Here is an 18,482-nt window from a genome sequence, read left to right on the forward strand (position 1 = left end):
TAGTCGTTGCCAAGCAAAATTTAGCTTTTCTCTAGTCTGTACCATCAAAGAAGGTTTTTGTTCGAGAATACAAAATTCGAGCACCCGAGCGTACAATCCACACCCGTCTGTACAAGCTTATCTGCCAGCAATGCAACCAACTGACAGAGAGGGATTCTGACGGTCCCCGCACTCTCTACTGCGAGATTTGTCGTCCACCATCTGGCGCGAAAGACGATTCCCCGCAAAGGAAGAAAAAAACCAGACCCGTACTCGTTACAAGAACTCAAGCTTCGCGATCAAGTAAGAGCGATCGCTCTTAGAGGCGTAGGAGGTTTACTTGCTAAATTTAGGAGTATTGTCAAATCAAGGAGTTGCTGAGGTGAAGTATTAAGGACAGCTTTCGTCTCGAGCAACATTTGTGTAGAGCCTAACTTTTCTACATAACAACAATAAAGTTAGGTTCTACACAAATGTTGCTCAAAACTACTGAGTCATTCAATACATTTATCTGCCCTGCCTAATCCAACCCCTGCCTACAAGCTCAGCAGTTTCAGCGGTGTAATAAACCTTCTGTTCGCTAAATACCACGCCTTGAAAACTGATAATCTGAAATTGCCAGCATTTGGCATTTGTATGGAACACTACGAGAATCGCTCCTCGAATGCCTACGAGCAGGTGAATTTTGGGCTGAGTCATGGGCGATCGCCAGTTTTACTGTCAAACGCGAAACTTCATCTAACGAAGGTGTAAGTACAAAACCTTTATATTATCTTAAAGCATAAAATTCTTTGTCAAACTATGAAATTTTGATAGCTCGTAACTTAGTTTTAAAGACTAAATTTAATTACAATTTCCCAAACTTAGGCGACCAAAAGCCATCTTGTCCCTCAAAAAACGCAACCTCCTGGCATTTGCCTCGCCGATTTTCTGCAATCGAACACCGTAGCATTAACTTAACTTTCTCTTCTTTCGTATAGTTGTAGCGCTCTAATAAAGCACCACAGACAGGACACGGGAGTTCTGTTAATGTCTCCGGACTGGGTCGGCGTTGGGTATAAGGCAATTCATACCTTTTCATACTTGGATTCCAAAACATGACTGTTCCACATCCAGAAGCAGAGCACTTGAGAAAATGATTGACTTTCAGTTTCTTGGACTGAGAAGGAATTTTGCTCATGGCCGCACCGCACTGGGCGCAGGAAATTTTAGTGGCTTCTGCCTGAAGTTTGGTTTTTGCCCGATCTTTGGGGTAGGAACTGTTAGCACCAAGTTGTTGGTTGGCTTTTTCAAGAGCAGGAGCAAAGTAAGTGCGATGCCAAGTTGTCAAATACATCTGCCAGTCCTGCTGACCCTGAGCGATCGCATCGAGTGTTGACTCCATTTGAGCTGTAAACTCTGGCTGAATCAAGTCTGGCAGTAGCTTTTCTAAAGCAGCGTCCAACTCCATTCCTAGAGCAGTCGGCTGAAGTTTGCCTTTGGCTACCTGCACGTAATCCCGTTCCTTCAACGTCTTAATTGTGGGGGCGTAAGTGCTGGGTCTGCCAATCCCTTTTCGCTCCATCAATTGCACGAGCTTGGGTTCGGTGTAACAGGGTAGCGGCTGGGTTTGTTTTTTGTCTGCTTGAGCTTGTTTGAGCTTGAGCGATTGTCCTTGTTGAAGGGTAGGGAGTTGGGTGTCGCTGCTAAGGTTATTCCAATAGCGGGTGTAGCCAGGAAACTCCAAGACCTGGCCCCTAGCCTCCCAGTAGGCTGAACCCGATTGTGTCACTACGCGAGTTCTACGTAAACAGGCGCTTTGGCACTGAGAAGCAACCGTTCGATTCCAAATCAAATCGTATAACTTGGCTTCTGACGCGCTCGCTTGAAACTCCAATTGTGCTGGTGTGCGATAGACATCGGTAGGACGGATTGCCTCATGTGCTTCTTGAGCGCCCGCTTTGGAGCGGTGCTGAGTGGTTTTGTTAGGTATATTGACAGGATCGTGCTGCTCCAGGTATTGACGCACGGACGCGCAAAATTCCTCTGCCAGTGCTACAGAATCGGTTCGCATGTAGGTGATGTAGCCCGCTTCATAGAGGGACTGTGCTACCTTCATGGTTTGCTCTGGGCTGAAGCGCAGCTTTGCACCGGCCGCTTGTTGGAGAGTAGAAGTCGTGAAGGCAGCTGGGGGAGATTGATGAGTTATTTTGCCTTCCACAGTCACAACTTGATGCGGGTGGGAGCGGGCGATCGCTACCAGTCGGTCTGCCTCCGCCTGACTCGTCACTCGGTCAGATTCTGGGGTTTCCTTACTTTCTTTTGCGTCATCAGGCTGCTCTTGAGAAGTGGGCTGGGTGGAGTTGAGCTTGGTTCGGTAAAAGGCTTTAAAGCCTTCTTGGTATTCTACCCATACGCTCCAGTAATCCTGGGGTGTAAAGGACTGAATTTCCTTTTCTCTCAAGCACAGCAGGTGCAGCGTGGCACTTTGCACCCGTCCCATCGACTTAGCTCCAATGTTGAGCTGCCAGACTACGTGTTTGCTGCCTTTATAACCTACCAGTTTGTCCAAGCAATCTCGCGCCCGCCCTGCAGCAATTAATGCCAGATCGAGCGATCGCGGACGAGCAATCGCTGCTTTGACCGCTTGGGATGTAATTTCGGTGTAGACAATTCGCTGAGGATTCTTCAGCCGCAACGCTTGCTGTAAGTGCCAACCAATGGTCTCTCCCTCGCGGTCGGGGTCAGTGGCAATGTAGACGGTATTAGCTTGCTTGACTGCCTGACTTAGTTCTGCCAGAATTTTCTTACCCCGTGCGCCTCTAGGTTCGTAGCGGCACTGGATAGAGTCCCCTTCCAGGTCAAAGCCCAAAGCGTCTTCTCCATCCGAAGCTAACTCCCGCACGTGACCCATACTAGCTTTGACTATCCAGTTACTGCCAAGGATTTGTTTGAGTTTTTTTAACTTACCTGGACTCTCAATAATTAAAAGATTCGTCATAGTGCTGAACCAGCATACTACTTCACAACTTGCGTGGTAGGTTGTAAATCAGGAGCGAGCGCTTCTTTTGGTTTCGCCATCTCTGAGTGTGTTGCATTTGCCACAGGTCGCAGCGATCGCACCAGCCTTTCATCTAAAGCTATTTCAGCCAAAGCTGTGACAACTGACAAAGATACATTGGCTTGGTTTGCTGCTTCTTTTATTGTGCTCCCGTTACGTGCCAAAGCTAGAAACTGCCTAACTGAGTCAACTACTGGATCTTGGCGACTGGTGTAGCCCTTACGGATAGCAATAGTCAGCCCTGATTCTATATCAGTTAGGGTAGCAGTGCGATCGCGACTAACAACTAGTCGCTCCGGTCGGTTGGTAGGAGTATCGGCAACTACCATTAGCCCAACGTATTGAGAGCGGGCAGTCAAAACCAGGTTAAACGTGTACAAATATTGTTGACCAGTTGGATCGATTGTTTGCACGCTTAGGGTTGTGATGGGTGCAGTCGTTGCACCTGGAAACTGAAGCTGCTTGATCTGACGCAAGAACAATATTTTGGCTTGGGCTGAACCAAGTTGGGCATTAGCAGTATAAACTATCCTCGAAGAGTCTCCCAATAACACATAAGCAATCGTTTGATTCGTGCGGCTGAAGTCGATTGCGGTTGTCCGCCCTGGGGCAATTTCAACCGTTGATAAGGTTTGTCTTGCTGCTCGATCGCTCACGGTACGATAAGCAGCAGGTAGAAATGAGGTTGTAGAAACTGATGCAGGCCCAGCGATACTAACTTGTGGAGAAGCTACCAGTATTCCAGTTCCTAAAAATGCAACACTTAAAAGTGTAGGAACTGTAGAAATTATTGTGTTTTGATTCATCGTTGCTTCACCCCCTTCTTTTACGGCATCACTTGAAAAAAACTCGATACCACTACAGAAGCAGAGCTTCCTGCTGCTAAAACCTTGACGTTCGGGCGACGGAGTAATTCTTTAATCGTTTGGTCTGAACGCTCACTCAACCGCTCGGCTGTCACCCCAAATACTCCTTCTAGTGCAGCCGCCCAAACTTGCGGGTCGGATTGGATAGTAATTTGACTGTACCTGCTCCCTGTTGCGATCGTTTGAGATTTTGGTCTATTGACAATCTCTCCCACTTTGTTTAGACCACTTAATACGCCGATCAACAAGTCTTGACGTACAACGGCTCCCCTTGAATTGTTGAGGGTTTTAGAAACCAAGGTGCCACCGCCTTCACCTCGAATCAAAATAGCTCCTTCAGGTAGCGCGTGTTGGTGCAAATTTCCTGCTCCATCTCGGTAGATCGCAGCAACAGCACTAGCTGATACCACATTGTTTCCTTCGCTAACTGAACTAACCTGTGCCACAAACACTGTGCCTGCGGGTAATGCCACAGACCTATCTTCTGCCAATAATGGCTCGATCAACTCTACTGTAAATCGCTGAGGTAACTTGTCCTGGCTTCGCGTTTGGCTGCTCGTATCCCAAACCATCGGCATTGCAACTAGAGCAGGGGCAATTGTTCCAGGGAGCACAGTTTTTTGCACTTGTTGCTGAGTTTGGAACCGAGTTCGGGATAAAATACCTTGAGTCCCAACAGAAGTACCAGAAACGTTTCCTACCGCTCCAATCGCCACACTTGGGAGTTGCGTATCTGACACTAAGGAGGTAGTAACCTGCCCTTCAGACGCATGATACACGCTAGCAAAAGCGGCATTAGAGTTAGAAGAACTTGATGAGGCGGTTTGAGATAAGTCAGGAGAGTCAGTAGAATCAGTAGAGGAGGTTGAGAGCTTTGTAATTTCAATATTTGATTCAGCCTTGGTTTGACCTAGACTAGCAAGCTGACTCCAACGCTCGAATGGATCGATAGGCTCGGTAGCCGGCGCTCGCGTCGGTGCTGGCGTTCGTGCTGGGGTTAGTGGTGTTCGTACTAATATTTGTGCTGGTGTAGGTGGTGGTGATGTTCTCACCCAACGAGGTGCTGGTGTCGGCGTTGTAGGTCTAGCAGGCGTTGTTGTAGGTCTTGTTGGAGTAGTAGCGTTTTTTGCCCGCTGAGATGAAAGTGTACCAACAGGTTGAGGTTCTTCTAGAGTGCTCTTTTGGTCTTGAAACGCCAACTGGCTTTTTAGTCGTGCATTTTCATCTGCAGAAGATGCTTGAGGAGTCACGGTTGGTCTAGGTTCGACCTTAACCTGCTTACTATTAGGTTTAGGCACAAACAAAGAAAACCAAATAAGTGCTAATAGTCCCATTACTCCACCAATGAGAATCGCTACAAACCCGACTTTAGCTATAGGATTACTACTAGATTTTTCAGATTGTGGAGAATCTGGACTAATAATGTATTGGTCAGGAATCAAAAGCTCTTCTTCAGTCAAACCTGCCAACTGCTTTTGCGCATCTGCGTCTAATTCAGTAACAGGTTCAACCGTACTGGTTGCTGTTGGGTTAGCATGACCATTGTTAGTAGAAAGTGGTTCATTTTGGTTTTCTGACATATCTAAGACCCTTTTAGCTCGAAGGGGACAATGTTAATAATCTGTAGCCCAGCGGAGCGAATCTCGTAAATCCTTTGCTCAACGAGCGATGCATCACTACCCAAAGGAGAATGAGGAATCTCAACAGCCTCTAAGGTAAAAGTGCGGTTAAATGGCAGGCGCTCGCTCTTTCCAGTCCGGTCAATTAATATCCGAGTTGATACCATATCCACTTGCCATCGCCCTTGGGCAATCTGACGCGGCTCAGAAACGTGGTTGACGATCGCCACACTGCGAATTCGCCCTGTAAATACATCGGCAGGAACTAGTTGTGCAATGTCTTTGAGAGCAGCTTGGGCAAAGTCATCTTCTAGCAGTACAGAAGCAAACCAGGTGTTAGTAGGAACTCGCTGTCGATCGTCTACCTTTACCCCTTCATCAGTTTTATCGCTGCCTGCAATTTTGCCTTCCCAATTGAACGTCAGCATTGTCCAATCGCTGACAACCTTCCGGATCACCTGCGGATAGCGCCAGTATCGGTCTTTTTCAGAGATATAAACTGTATCTCCATTGACGAGCTGTGCCATTGTGGGACGACGACGAGCAAGTTGATTTTGTCGCCCAGCAATCAGCAAAATAAAGACAAATATTAAGACTTGCAGACTTAGAATACCTAACTGGAGCAGTGCTAGGAAATTTTTAGATTCAGTGGTTAATAATGTGGTTTGCGCTCGTTGAATTTTCATATAGAATGAATCTTTGACACAGTTTAAGAGATGAACGTCTGCCGTTTATTTCTGTCAAGTCACTTATGCCATAGCTTTAACTGCCAGTCGAGTCACTGCACCAATGGTGTTGCTAGAAAAATCAATGACGCTTTTGACGTTATTGCTAACGCCGTTGTAGAGAGCAATACCACCGCCACCTGCAATTAAAACTGCCAGTCCTGGTGCAAAAATACTTAAAAAGGCTAAAAACGCCACATCTGTAATCAGTTCTCCACCCGATCTCACGACAACAACTGCACCCAAACCAACGACGATGTTATAGCCAAGCTGAACTCCAAACAAACTCATAAATCCAGTCAGCCAAGCCCAAATTGGGCGACCTTGCAAGGGTAAAAGCGAGAGTCCCATTGCGATCGGTGCAAATAATGCTGTGAGCAACAAAGACGCTTCTAGTATGTTGACAAATGCCCACTGAACTGCAACCAGCAGCATCCGAATGAACGGTACGTAGACACTTCGTAAAACAGCACCAACGTATTCTCCTAAACCTTCATTTGCTGCATTCACCAGCCCACCAACAAATCTTCTCAGCTGTTCCAGTGGACCCCCTGCTTGCCTTTCTGCTTCGGCTAAAATTTGTTCTGCCTGCTCTTGTTTTTCATTCCAGCATTGTAGAAGTTCGTCTCCCACTAATCTTTCGCATTCGCTATAAAGATTTTCCAATGCTTGACGAGCCGCCGAACTGATCCCAACTTGCGAAATGGCATTCCTAAAAGTTAACTCCCCTAATTGCACCTCCAAAACGCTCATCACTTGAACGTGTGCAAAGCCTCGAATCATCAGGATAGATTGCGATAGAAGTGCACCGTTGTTTCCCAAAAACATAACAATGATGATGGGCCAGATGAACATGTGAACCAGCTCAGCCCAGGAGTGTTTTTCTATAATTTCTCGTCCTGTAGTGACAGCAACAAATAAAATTGAAACTGCGGCTAAAACTAGTCCAAGATTAACTAATCCACCCCAAAGTCCTCCGTCTAACCTATCAAACGTCTCTCCCCAAACAGTATTCCAAGCCTCAGCTGTATTTCGTGCTAAATCAATCGACTGGCTGACAATTTGAAAGGCATTGTTTTCTCCAGTGATTAACCCATCTTCTCCCATTGTTTATATTACCTTTGATTAAGAACAGGAATCTAGAAATTTCTAGATTCCTGTGTACATTTACTTGAAGCCCATTACCGATCTGCTAGTTAGCGATTAATTGCCAGCACCTAAGTAGTAACCACCAGGTAACGAAATCAATCCTGTGTGTTGGATAGACATGTTTGCTGAGCCAATTTCTTGCCGACGGTCTGCGAGGTTTGCAGCGGATACTTCCTCGGCAATTTGGGCGGAAAGAGTGTTAGAAATCGAGCGGTCTACCCGTGCTTGCAGTGCTTCTTGGAGCAGTTGTTGATTCACCCGTGCCTCAAGAGCAGATTGTCGAGACAAGTTCTGCATGATCTGCTGGGTGACATCAAGATTTTGGGATTCCTCAGCCAACCGCGCATTTTCCTCAATGGCTCGCTGGGCAATCTGCGCTTGCTGCACCATCTGCTGTTGAGCATCTTTGCCCAACGTGGCAGCATTCATCACAGCAAGCGCAGTCCGTCGAGAAGCTTGATTGGCAAGGTCAGAGCGAATGGCAAAAGAACCATTGCCGCTTTGTCGATTCTCTAGAGCTTCTGAAAGCTTTGCACCTTCATCGCTAGAGGTGGGAGTGTTTTCCAACTGCTCCAACACTGATGCTAAATCTGGAACACCAAAATCCCCTATAGCATCGCTGAGAGCTGCGCTCACAGCACCAGAAATGTTAGTAAAAAAGTCAGCAATTCCACTAAACGGAGATGAGACTCGATCGAAAACATCCTCGATTTTAAGGGGTGTAGGGGATTTACTGGTAGACGACTGCGTGGTAGCGGCTGCTTGGGGCAGAGGGGCAAGAGTAATAAACATTACTGCTGTACCTACGCTCGCGATCTTTAGTGGTTTTAGTGTTAGTTTCATAGAAATTCCTACGCGGCTAGAGGTCGATCGCTATCCGAAAGCATTGCCACATCTATCAATGCACTACCGCACTCGGACGCTTGTGTAACAGTTGGTATAGCGGAGCCTTTGATCGCAGAAATCCCGATCTGCTTCAGCCCAGTTCCTTCTTTAAGTGCTGGGATATAAGCCTGGGTAAATTCAGCAAGTCCCTGCAATTTGCCCAGCACGGTGTCGGGATACTTCACCATCACTCGGTTGCGAGCCATTTGCTCGTCCTGGTTGTTAGCAACGGCAGCTAGCATCATTTCACCAGGGTAGAACCGAGTTTTCCAAAACCGTCCATCCTTTTCAATCAGCCAGTAGGAGAAGAGATCGCTCCGGCGCGGTAAAAAGGATTCGGTAGCGTTTTGGCTAATAATTGCAGGGTCGTATCCTAGCAGTTTTTGAAAAGATAAAGCAGCGGCTGAGGTAATACACCCTGTCAACCTGTAGTTAAGGTTTTGCATAATTTGAGGACCTGCTGCACAGTCATAGAAACTGTCGGGGTCTTGTCCGATTAGACATACGGCAATGCCGTCTTTACGACCTGTAGCGCAAGTTTCACCGATCATCTGGGCAAAACCAGGTTTTTTAAGCAGTACTGACAACTCATCTCCAATGAACAAACTCTGGGGGTGAGACAAGGCATTTCGGATACACGCTGCATGAGCGCTAATTGCCATCAAGTAGGCATCCTGCTCGCTTGTCAGACCGCTGAGGGCGAAAAACTTCACTACTGGCTCCGGTGAAAAAGTGCTAGGTCTGCCGATCGCTCTACCCAAGCGAGACACCAACAGCGCCGAAATCTGGCTGTTAATTTGGTTGATCGCCTGCCGATCTAGATCCTCAAACGATCGCAAGTTTAATCGTTCGCGGGTGCAGTAGCGAGTAAAGTCAGCTAAGATGGGGATTTGCTGCCACTCTTGAGATTTCCACCCCTGCTCAAATGCTCTGTTGTAGCGGTCAATAATGTCCGGTTCGCGCAGGAACACGTCCAACGTGAGACGCAAAATTGCTTCAACCCGCTGAGCCAGGTGAGGACTGTTAACCTTACCCATAGCGATCGCCAACAGTGCTTTAAGGATAGATTCCTTCCAGCTTTCCATGCGTCGTTGCTGCTCTTCCTTTTTGAAGCGACGCAAGTCCGGCGGTTCCATCAAATTGCTGCTGCCTCTGGAGATATCAAAGTATGCGCCCCGATCGCCGAGGAGCTGCACAGCAGTTTTGAAGCTGCTATTGCCTCCAGAGGAGATGTCCATGCCCACTACAGGAATGTTGTTCGCCACAGCTTCTAAGGCAAAGCGCCACACCATTACACTTTTTCCAGAGCCAGAAGTTCCTGTCACCAGTAAGCGTTTTGCTCCACCATCAAACAGATCGATATATATCGGTTTGCCGCCTCGGTCGCTGACAAACTCCACCCCTCGCCGATCAATCGCTTTAGGCAAAGTCAGCGGTAAAAATCCGGCAATTGTCTGGGTATCAGGGGTAAGACGGCGTTCGCTACTAAGTACATCTGTACTGTGCAACATCCGTTTGGTAGTAATCGGTAGAGTTTGCAACCACAATTCCCAAGCGATATTGCGCTCTCGAATTAACTTCGCCGTGTCAAAGTTGTTAGCGAAGGCATTGCAGGCAACGTTGAGTTCTTCCTGAGTTTCTCGAAAGACTAAAAACACTGGCGCACAATGCAATGCCTTCATGCCTTCATACAATCGCCTTTGAGCATCAAACGATTCTTCCTGCTTGATCTCTGCCCCAACATCTCGACCTGCACCTTTGGTAAAAGCCCTAGTTTTGGCGGCTTTAGTCTGTTTAGCTTGCCGTGCTAGGTTGTCCTGAATCAAAAAATTATTCGCAAGTGAAATCTCGACCCAAGCTTCTGTATCTCGGATAAACCCGGCGCTCATGCACTTCCATACCCAGCGGAGTTGTTCTCTAGCAGAAATCCATCCCGTTGGTGGCTCTTCCATGACTACAACACCGCACTGTTTATTCACACCTCTACCCCTGATGAATACAGTATCTCGGCTCTCCCGATGTTCTGGGCAAGCAGATTCACCATTGTGCCCTTCAATCAAAACCGTAACGCTATGTTTTTCCGTGGTCTTGGTTTCATAAAGCTTGTAGCCATCATCGCTGTTTTCTTCCAATGTGATGACTTGTGGAATTGCTGGAGCCGTAGCAGAGTTGAAACGATTCCACAACCACTGCCAAGCTTCTGTTTTAGTGCAAGGCGTGACATTTAACCCCATCTTGGTTGTGAGTAACAACTCCCAAGGAATGAATCCCTCTTGAAAAGCTTTGACAAATAGTTTTTGGAAGAATTGCTCTTGGTAGACTTTGGTGTTGCCAGCGATCGCGGCAAGTATGCCAAACTTAAGTTTGGATTCAATCTTGCTCCACCAATCTGAGTGAGCGGACTCAGCAGTGTTGCTAGCAGTCCAGGTACAAAAAATATACTGCTGCCAGACTTGGCGAGTCCCTTTAACAGTTAGTTCGCGTACCCGCTTCTGCTCGTTTCTCAGCAAAACTGCAATTGGAGCGAGTTGGCAATCGTCTGCCAAGTCCTCTAACTGCTGCTGCCGCTCTAAGTCTTCGCTGTAGCACCCCAGACAGAAGGTCATTCGCTCTTTTGCTGGAATTCCCTTAAATCCTTCAGTTACTTGGTCAGCAAAGCCCGACACTTCATTGCGGGTCAGTACATCGTGCAGCCCTTCTAGTTTGAACATGAAGACCACTTGATATTGGTCTTTACCCTGCTCTAATAAAAAAGCAGAAACTTCTCGATTATCTTTTTTAATTTCTGCAATACAACAGAGATTGACATCATTTTGGAATGGCATAAAAATACTTTTCCCTTGATACTGGTTTGGCACAACTTTAGGCTTTAGACGCACTCGAACAACTGAATCGCTGTAGCGTTGGCGAATCCATCTAGGTCGCTCTTGAGGTAAGGGAGAAATATAAATTTTGTTGCCGTTGCACCAATCTTTTCCAGGCGGTCTTTTGAACTGGTCGATGAATTTGTATGGTTTATTGCCATTTAAAATCCACCAGCTAAGAATCAGCCAAAATGTTGTGGCAAAGAACCATTGAATTCCCAAACTGAGAAATCCATTGGTGATGGTGTAACACACCATAGCGATCGCTATCCAGGGGACAAGCTGGTTGGCGGGAATTGGACCAATACTAGCTTCTTTACCGAGAATTTTATTAAACCGAATAAATTCTCTTTCTGGCGCTGAATTCATGTTGCTATGAAGAAAGATGATGAAGAATTAACTAGAAATCAAATTCAAAGTTTGCTTCCTAGTTCTTGTGCCTAGTTTGTAAATTAGGCACCCGTAAAAATTAACGTAATAATGTCTAAACCGATGACAATACCAAAGGCAAGCGCAACTTGAGTTGCAATGGGTCGCCAGTCATTTCCCTGCTGGGCTTGGTTGTAAGCAAATAAGCCTGCTGCTACAACAAGGAGCAAAAAGATAGCTCGAATCATGTTAAATACAGTCCCTACTGTTCCAGTATCAACGCCGGAGTTAGAGGCATTAACCAATTCACCTACAAAGTCTTCTAGACCGCTCAAAAATAGTGCATGAGCTGGAGCATCGAATAGTGTAAATAAACAGGTAGTTCCAATAATTGCTGTAGCAACGTGCCAGAATCGAATTTTGGCATTAATCCACTTTTCAACCAACGGAATAGCACGACCTATGTTGTACAGTCCCAGGTAAACAATGCTCGCACAGCCGAGAATAGCCACCATCAAAGGCTCTTGAATCAGTAAGTAAGCTGTTACAGCAAGCAGCAGAACGATGAACATTACATCAAACCGATTAATCCGGTTAAATCTACGCTTATTGGTGTAGGTAGTGAAACGCATGAGAGTCATAATCTCCTCGAATTTGTTAATAGTTAAAATATTTGTTTCTAGCAATAGCGATCGCCAGCCTTCGAGCTTTTCGAGAAGCCGCTCAATTCTATTCGTAGAAAGAACAATGTACGGTGAAGCGATCGCCGTAAGCTTCCTGTAAGGTAAAGAAAGCCTTTCTCGAAGTGTAGGAGGGGCTGAGGCTGGCTGTTAAGAAATGGCTGCGTTACATTTCGATTTCTTTGTCAGAATAATGACGTGATTGAGTAGGCTTTCGCTCGGGTTTAGAAGCCTCTTTAGCTAGGTCTTGCTTTTGTTCTTGCTCCGCTTCTGCCTCTAAAACCAAAGATTCATTTAACAATGCCAAGATTGGGGTGGGAATATCGCATTGTTCAACTCTGTAATACTCCGATTTAGAACCTTTTTCAGAAGGAGTAAGTGTGGCTTTGAAAACTTGCTCTCCTTCATTCAGCAAGTCATATCCAACTAAGCTTTTTTGGTTCTTAGATTTCATTACTTCAAATTCATAGTTATTTACTCCTTCTTCATCGGTAAATATAAACCCAGATTCGCCCTTACCGTTAAAAAATTCTGGGGAATGCTGTTTGAAATTGACAACAAACTCCTGAGCAAGCTGCTGTTTCTCAAATGCTTCAGGGGTCTGTGGCAAGATGCGAATATTGTCTATTTCCCTAGCAGAAAGCGAATCCTCCAACACTTTCCAGCTAGAGCCATCATCACTAATTGCTGTAAAGAGCTGGCGGTCGGCTTTGTCTTTTAAGGAAATACTAATGGACTCGGTGCTAGACCGATCTACATAGACTATTCGATCGGGTGGCAGCGAGCAACACAGCACATCTTCGTTCTGGAGCGCATCTTCGGTGTGTGCTGAGTAAACAAATGCCATGAGGGTGTTTGCCACTGTTGTTTGTTGCGAGATAGCAGCACGTCCCTCTGATGATTCCTGCAATAACTCTGACTCTATGCGTTTGTCGATTCCTGCTTGTTGCTCTAGGGCTTCGATCCGTTCCTCTAAAGCATCAATGCGTTTGACAAGTCGATTGAGGTATTCTTCAATTTGAGTCAGTTTGTCGTCCAGGCTGGCATTGGGGTTAAGCTTAATGGGCGGTAGAGGTGTCGATGTTGCGTCCAAACTATCGCCCAGTTGATTGACTTTATCTGCCAGTTGATTTGTGGCTGCACCGATGCTATCCTCAACCGCATTTTCTGCTGGAGAATTTTGCACCTGACGCTTAGGAGTGGAAGTTTCAGCAGACTCAGTTGAAGGCTCATCATCGTCAACAGTACGAGCAGACCGATCGGCTGTTTGTAGTTGTTCAGCTCGTTCTGCAAGCTGCTGCGTTCGCCGATCCTGTTTCTCTACTGTTTCTAGAATGCGACTTGCTCTTTTATCTGCTTGTGTTAACTCGGTTTCTCCAGGTTCTATAGCATTAAACGATCGCAATCGTTGCTCTCGTTGAATCAGCCCTTCAGTTCGTTCAGCCTGCTCCTGAATTAAATCTAGAATTTGCTGGAGACGCTTTTGTTGTTTAGAAGCAGTATTCTGCAATGATTTGAAAACGTTTTCTCCAACCGCAAGCCCTAACGCTGCAAGTTGAGTTGCCAATCCAGCAACATTGATGCCGTTGACCTCGTATCCAGACACCGCAGCTCTAGCACCCATATTTGAAATTTCTTCAACTACAATTTGACCGTCGAGCGATGGTTTTTCATTCCGGTCATCTTTTTGGTCTTGAAACTTACCGTTATCCTGTTGGCGCTTACCGTTGCTCGGTTGGGTCTTAGATTTCGATTTGGATTTAGTAACACTTTTAACAGGTGTAGAAGCTAGTTCGTCTACCTCTAAATTTAGGTCTGTGTCATTGAGTAGATCGTCTAACTCATCCTCGGAGAGAGACTGCTTAAAATCTTCAATCTGCTTTGGAGCAGATTTGCCTTTACCGTTCTGTTTTCCAGCTTGACGTTGTTTGGGCAGTTTAGCAGTCTGGGCGATCGGTTCGTCATCTAGTTCCAAGTCGCGATCGCTCTCAAACTTATCTTCTATTTCACTCTCAAACTTTTCTAACTCTTCAACGTCACTTTCAAACTCATCATCAATTCCTAAACTCTCCAGAATTGCGGAGGGGGTGTATTTGTTTTCATCAATTTCTACCCCATGCTTTTGCAGGTTCAGTGCCAAATATTTACCACTAGTGCGTTCTTTGGGGTTACTGATGAGGTAGAACCGAAAGCCTCTAATTTCTCCGTCTGTACCTTCACACAGCTCCATTGCAATTGGTTGACTGCTGTGTTCCTCACTGTAAGACTCCACAAATTCTTTAAAATCTTGCAATGATGAAATAGAACCGTCTCCAATGACGGTTTCAAGGGCTTTATCGACTAATTTAGAAATGTGCTTGAGCTTTTTAGGGTCAGTCAAGTTTGACCAAGGTTTTTGTTTCTGGACACGATGACCTATACCAGAATGACTTGATGCTTTCGCTTTTGTCATATCAGCAAATACTAAATATTAAAATACATAGATTTCCATTAGATACCAGCTTGGCTATAGCTGACCCTAGTAGGAATCATCATATTTGAAGCCAATAAATATGAGTCTTTTTCTGCTTTATTATTTATTCTTTTTGCTATAAATAATACTTTAGCAAGCAGTATTTACACTGCCAAGTCTAATCCAATTCAGTTTGCTTTTTTTTCAAAAACTTTTGATATTCTGAAGAAGAATGTAAAGTGCGTGTAAACTTGGAGGGCTGCTGTTGATCAAGCCGTTGGTATTGCTTCAACATCTGCTCAAACGCCTTGGTTAGCACTGGAGACAAAGGATGAGTTACTGCAACGGTGTGTAAATTAAACTGAGCGATCGTTCGTTTAGCTTCACCTTCTAGCCCACCGCGAATCCGCGTGTCACCCGATGCCTCGACATAAGCATCCCAACTTCCCACTCCAACTCGGACTGGCTTCTCATGGTCTGGCTTGATTCCTTGATTCAAGCACTTTTGTGCATACGCCGCTGATACGCCAGCAATAAGCTTGTCCATTACAGTGGATTGTTCTTTTAAATTAGACACCATTGCTGTAGACTTCCTGTTTTGGGATCGGAGCTGGCGTTTATGAATTTGCTCGCTAAAGTTAGTATCAGCTTTGTTGCTTGATCGCTCTGGAGGAGATGGAAAATCGGCTTGTTTTGATTCTTCTTTGGATGCGATTGCGCGGAGCGCAGTGCCAGAGGCAATCGCAATAACTGGTAAGCAAACCGATTCGGGATCGACGTGCAACGTGACTTTAGATCCTTCTGGCTCAATAGTGCCGCTGAAAGTTGACCCAATCGGCAGCTTTGGTGTCTCTGGTGAAAAAGTGCCTAAAATCTTACCGTCAATAGCAATAGCAGGAGTACCATTGTAACGGTAGTAATTGGGATTATCTGGCTCTAACTTAAGCGTATCAACCTTAAAGTCAATAGATTGGTTTCTCCACTGACGCGAATTCAAGTTCTCTGCGGCAAATTCATTATGTTTAATACCTAAAACTTGAATCTGATCGATCTGCGTGGATTCAAGTTGCTGGCAGATTTCATCGGTAAACAAGTTATAAACTAAAGCTCCAACACCAGGTTGAGTGCGTGACATTGCCCAGTTATAGTTTTGTGGTGCAACTATCCACAGTTTATCGGGTAAATTAAGTTGTTCTGAGCCATTAAAGTTATTTCCATATCTTGCTTCTAACTTTTCAATCACCTTGGGAGATAAATCTTTGAACACAAAATCAACCATCGGCAGCTCGGAATTGATCATTGCCGTATACTCAATTTCCCGTTCATCCAAAGACTGCTTCCACTTAAGTGCTTCATCTCCAAAGGGAATGCTGAGAACATAAGCATCGCGAGGTAGCGCTTCGTTAGGCAATTCGTAATCAACTTCTAACCCAAAAGTTATCTTCAGCTTTTTAGCAATTTTAAGACACGTTTCTTCGGCTCCTCTACGTTCTGGTCTGCTGTGCTGGCTATACCAAAGCGCACTGGCAGCAGCAGAGCGTTCTTCTGGTTCGACAAAAAGCTCTGCAATTTCTGCTCTGTAGGAATCGTACAATCTACCGAGTTCTTTATTAAATGCTTCTGAGTCTTCACCAACTCTTTCTTTGATTTCGTTGCGAGACTCCTCAAACCTAAGTTTTAATTCTTCTGCCCAATTTAAGTAATTTTCTTTCCAATAGTCAATTTCATCTTCATCTGCTCCCTCAGTCATAGGATTGGGAAATAAATAACGAAATTCTTCACGGCTGCGGTTCCGAATTTGAGTCGCTGACCACAAAGGATTAACCACTTCTCTAGGAATAACATTAACTGCGGCTTTTTCTTCAGCAGGAATAGTAAAGGTGCGATAACTTCGGTCATCTTTATGAAATTTAAAAAAGTGACATGGATGAGCGTCCGCCCACTTTTTAGCATCGTCTAGTAACCGATGACCGTTAAAGTCTGAAATTCCTTCTAATTCTTTAACATCTTCAATTCGTTCTGCACTTTTTTGATAGTCTACTTCAATTTGCAATCCAGCAAATAAACGGTTTAACACTTTCCGCTTTTTGCGTTCAAATAAAGCTGGGTTTTCATTTTCATTAGGTAGGGAAGATTGCACTCGCCCAATGGCAAGTGCTACTTGACCTACTTTGTTCTGGCAGCTAGCAACCGCTACCTCTGCTAAATTAGTGTATTTGCGGTTTCCCTCTTCATCTAAAACATCGATGTAAGATAGCTTTGGGCGTTGCTTAACTTCCATGAACTCAGCGGGTTCTCCAGCTCGACGCACCTCCTTAGCAATGTTAGGTATTTTAATAGCAGACGTAACAATTAACTGGTCTCCATCAAAGTCTGCCTGGTGATATTTCTCTGCATCCAATGGGTTAATCCAAACCACATTTTTAGTCTTTATCAATTTTGGGTAATGGACATTTTTATAGAGTCGAATGTTGTCCCTTGAAACAATTGGATAGCGAGTAACGATCGTGTCTCCTTCTGGTAAGTGAGGCGCACAAATCGTTCCCTGCTTTAGTTCTGGAGCTGGCATTGCCATACCAGAACTGTGTGTAAATCCAGTCTTAACCGCTAGGTCTCGCCATTTGTTAGCTACATAATCGCGCAGGTAATCTGCAACCTTTGGCGCATCCAAAAGCTGCCCATACTTATCTGCTCGAAGCAGGGAAATTATTCGGGCTTCCTGCTCTTTGGCAGACACATCCTCATCCAAGTCCGAGTCTTCAATTTGTAAATCCAAATCTTCAGATTGGCTGCGATTCCCAAAGGCGCGATCGCGTCCCTGTTTTTTGTCATACTCTGCAACAATGTATTTGGCTAGAGCCAGGGGGTCGCGCTGCAAGGAAGCTAATTGCTGAGCCTTCTTGAGCGTAACAGGTTCAAAGTCCTGCCGTATTGCATCCTCAGAAAACCAAATGGTGAACTGCCAACTATTGTTGTATTGGGTGACTTTGGCATTGGAGCGATTACCCAGCACGGCTTGAGGAAATTCGTAATCTCCACAGGGGATCAGCTTTTTCAGTTGGGACTTTTCAATTCCTTTGATCGAGGAGATATCCAGAATCAAGTCATACCCTTTTCCTTCAGTCAAATTGCGATCAGGCAGAAATGTCCCTTTCGATAGAAAACTGGGTAGGTTTAGTTTTTCATCAACAGCCCAATCTGATTTCCAAGCCAAGCGAAATTGAAACGGTGCGTTCGTCTTCGCACCTAATACCTTCGCCAGTTTGGGAGAAATTTTGCCGTGACAATCCCCTGTTTTATACTCTGCATACTTTGGGTCTTGGCGATCGACAATTTTGACCCGCAGGTTTTCAAAGGTTTGAGTACCCTTAAAGCAATCGCTAGTCAGCAACGAGCCGTAGCGACAAGCGGTGTCTGGCTCGGTTTGAAAAAAATCTCGAATTCGATCTCTTAAGTTCTTGCTAGCAAAATAATAGTTTTGCCCAGAACTAAATGCAAAGAACCGCTTCTGACCGTCTTCAAAAGTGCGGTTGCGAAGGCGATCGGGATTGGGATTAGCATCGTCGATTTTAACCATCACCAAAGACTTCAAGTCTTCTGGCGAAAACATTTGAGCCAGAATTGAGTGCTTTAAGGTAAATGGTTCGGATAAAAATCGCCCTTTCCCGTTTTCGTAAGATGCGTCGAAAACAGGTACGCTCAGACTACCATCAGCTAAAACTTTAGTTATCGCCATACAAGTATTAAAACTTACATTAAACTTGCAAGCGTCAATTCTTGAGAAGAAGTACCAAACATAACTAAGGCAGTTCGATAACAAAATCTAAATTCAGCAATACCAATATAACAGCCGT

The 18,482-nt window shown here is 45.3% G+C and carries 12 protein-coding genes; 1 reads left to right on the forward strand and 11 read right to left on the reverse strand.

Annotated elements, in window-relative coordinates; all coding sequences use genetic code 11:
• Nucleotides 1-486: 486 nt before the first annotated feature.
• The 9 genes from B1A85_RS16315 to B1A85_RS16355 form a co-directional block, all read right to left on the reverse strand.
• On the reverse strand, nt 487-678 hold the full coding sequence (locus B1A85_RS16315) for a hypothetical protein (protein WP_015328610.1): 192 nt from the start codon (nt 676-678) through the stop codon (nt 487-489).
• Nucleotides 679-826: 148 nt separating this feature from the next.
• Nucleotides 827-2,959, reverse strand: a complete 2,133-nt coding sequence (gene topA, locus B1A85_RS16320; RefSeq protein ID WP_015328611.1) for a type I DNA topoisomerase — start codon at nt 2,957-2,959, stop codon at nt 827-829.
• A gap of 17 nt (nt 2,960-2,976) precedes the next feature.
• The gene (locus tag B1A85_RS16325) at nt 2,977-3,825 is read right to left on the reverse strand and encodes a hypothetical protein (RefSeq protein ID WP_015328612.1); all 849 of its coding nucleotides are present in this window, start codon (nt 3,823-3,825) and stop codon (nt 2,977-2,979) included.
• 20 nt (nt 3,826-3,845) lie between these two features.
• Nucleotides 3,846-5,465, reverse strand: a complete 1,620-nt coding sequence (locus B1A85_RS16330) for a hypothetical protein (RefSeq protein WP_015328613.1) — start codon at nt 5,463-5,465, stop codon at nt 3,846-3,848.
• A 2-nt stretch (nt 5,466-5,467) separates the two neighbouring features.
• Nucleotides 5,468-6,190: a hypothetical protein gene (locus B1A85_RS16335; RefSeq protein ID WP_015328614.1), complete on the reverse strand. Its 723-nt coding sequence runs from the start codon at nt 6,188-6,190 to the stop codon at nt 5,468-5,470.
• A 63-nt stretch (nt 6,191-6,253) separates the two neighbouring features.
• Nucleotides 6,254-7,336: a hypothetical protein gene (locus B1A85_RS16340; RefSeq protein ID WP_015328615.1), complete on the reverse strand. Its 1,083-nt coding sequence runs from the start codon at nt 7,334-7,336 to the stop codon at nt 6,254-6,256.
• A 96-nt stretch (nt 7,337-7,432) separates the two neighbouring features.
• Complete coding sequence (locus B1A85_RS16345) at nt 7,433-8,221, reverse strand: hypothetical protein (protein WP_015328616.1); 789 nt, start codon at nt 8,219-8,221, stop codon at nt 7,433-7,435.
• A gap of 8 nt (nt 8,222-8,229) precedes the next feature.
• Entirely contained in the window at nt 8,230-11,496 is a 3,267-nt protein-coding gene (locus tag B1A85_RS16350; protein ID WP_015328617.1) for an ATP-binding protein, read from the reverse strand.
• 83 nt (nt 11,497-11,579) lie between these two features.
• The gene (locus tag B1A85_RS16355) at nt 11,580-12,137 is read right to left on the reverse strand and encodes a hypothetical protein (RefSeq protein WP_015328618.1); all 558 of its coding nucleotides are present in this window, start codon (nt 12,135-12,137) and stop codon (nt 11,580-11,582) included.
• Here B1A85_RS16355 and B1A85_RS23970 point away from each other — a divergent pair.
• Nucleotides 12,127-12,279 (forward strand): hypothetical protein, encoded by a 153-nt coding sequence (locus B1A85_RS23970; RefSeq protein WP_168192417.1) that lies wholly within the window; start codon nt 12,127-12,129, stop codon nt 12,277-12,279. The genes B1A85_RS16355 and B1A85_RS23970 overlap by 11 nt on opposite strands.
• A 63-nt stretch (nt 12,280-12,342) precedes the next feature.
• On the opposite strand, the gene B1A85_RS16360 is transcribed toward B1A85_RS23970, so the two are convergent.
• Both B1A85_RS16360 and B1A85_RS16365 read right to left on the reverse strand, forming a co-directional pair.
• On the reverse strand, nt 12,343-14,628 hold the full coding sequence (locus B1A85_RS16360) for a hypothetical protein (protein WP_015328619.1): 2,286 nt from the start codon (nt 14,626-14,628) through the stop codon (nt 12,343-12,345).
• Between the two features lie 178 nt (nt 14,629-14,806).
• Entirely contained in the window at nt 14,807-18,364 is a 3,558-nt protein-coding gene (locus B1A85_RS16365) for a hypothetical protein (protein ID WP_015328620.1), read from the reverse strand.
• Nucleotides 18,365-18,482 lie beyond the last annotated feature (118 nt).

The organism is Chroococcidiopsis sp. TS-821 (assembly GCF_002939305.1).
Classification (GTDB): Bacteria; Cyanobacteriota; Cyanobacteriia; order Cyanobacteriales; family Chroococcidiopsidaceae; genus Chroogloeocystis.

What these genes read in the sequence shown, in the direction of transcription:
- B1A85_RS16365 (WP_015328620.1), bottom strand. Translation starts at nt 18,364, where the DNA reads ATGGCGATAACTAAAGTTTTAGCTGATGGTAGTCTGAGCGTACCTGTT.
- B1A85_RS16350 (WP_015328617.1), bottom strand. Translation starts at nt 11,496, where the DNA reads ATGAATTCAGCGCCAGAAAGAGAATTTATTCGGTTTAATAAAATTCTC.
- B1A85_RS16330 (WP_015328613.1), bottom strand. Translation starts at nt 5,465, where the DNA reads ATGTCAGAAAACCAAAATGAACCACTTTCTACTAACAATGGTCATGCT.
- B1A85_RS16325 (WP_015328612.1), bottom strand. Translation starts at nt 3,825, where the DNA reads ATGAATCAAAACACAATAATTTCTACAGTTCCTACACTTTTAAGTGTT.
- B1A85_RS16315 (WP_015328610.1), bottom strand. Translation starts at nt 678, where the DNA reads ATGACTCAGCCCAAAATTCACCTGCTCGTAGGCATTCGAGGAGCGATT.
- B1A85_RS16340 (WP_015328615.1), bottom strand. Translation starts at nt 7,336, where the DNA reads ATGGGAGAAGATGGGTTAATCACTGGAGAAAACAATGCCTTTCAAATT.
- topA (WP_015328611.1), bottom strand. Translation starts at nt 2,959, where the DNA reads ATGACGAATCTTTTAATTATTGAGAGTCCAGGTAAGTTAAAAAAACTC.
- B1A85_RS16345 (WP_015328616.1), bottom strand. Translation starts at nt 8,221, where the DNA reads ATGAAACTAACACTAAAACCACTAAAGATCGCGAGCGTAGGTACAGCA.
- B1A85_RS16335 (WP_015328614.1), bottom strand. Translation starts at nt 6,190, where the DNA reads ATGAAAATTCAACGAGCGCAAACCACATTATTAACCACTGAATCTAAA.
- B1A85_RS23970 (WP_168192417.1), top strand. Translation starts at nt 12,127, where the DNA reads ATGAGAGTCATAATCTCCTCGAATTTGTTAATAGTTAAAATATTTGTT.
- B1A85_RS16355 (WP_015328618.1), bottom strand. Translation starts at nt 12,137, where the DNA reads ATGACTCTCATGCGTTTCACTACCTACACCAATAAGCGTAGATTTAAC.
- B1A85_RS16360 (WP_015328619.1), bottom strand. Translation starts at nt 14,628, where the DNA reads ATGACAAAAGCGAAAGCATCAAGTCATTCTGGTATAGGTCATCGTGTC.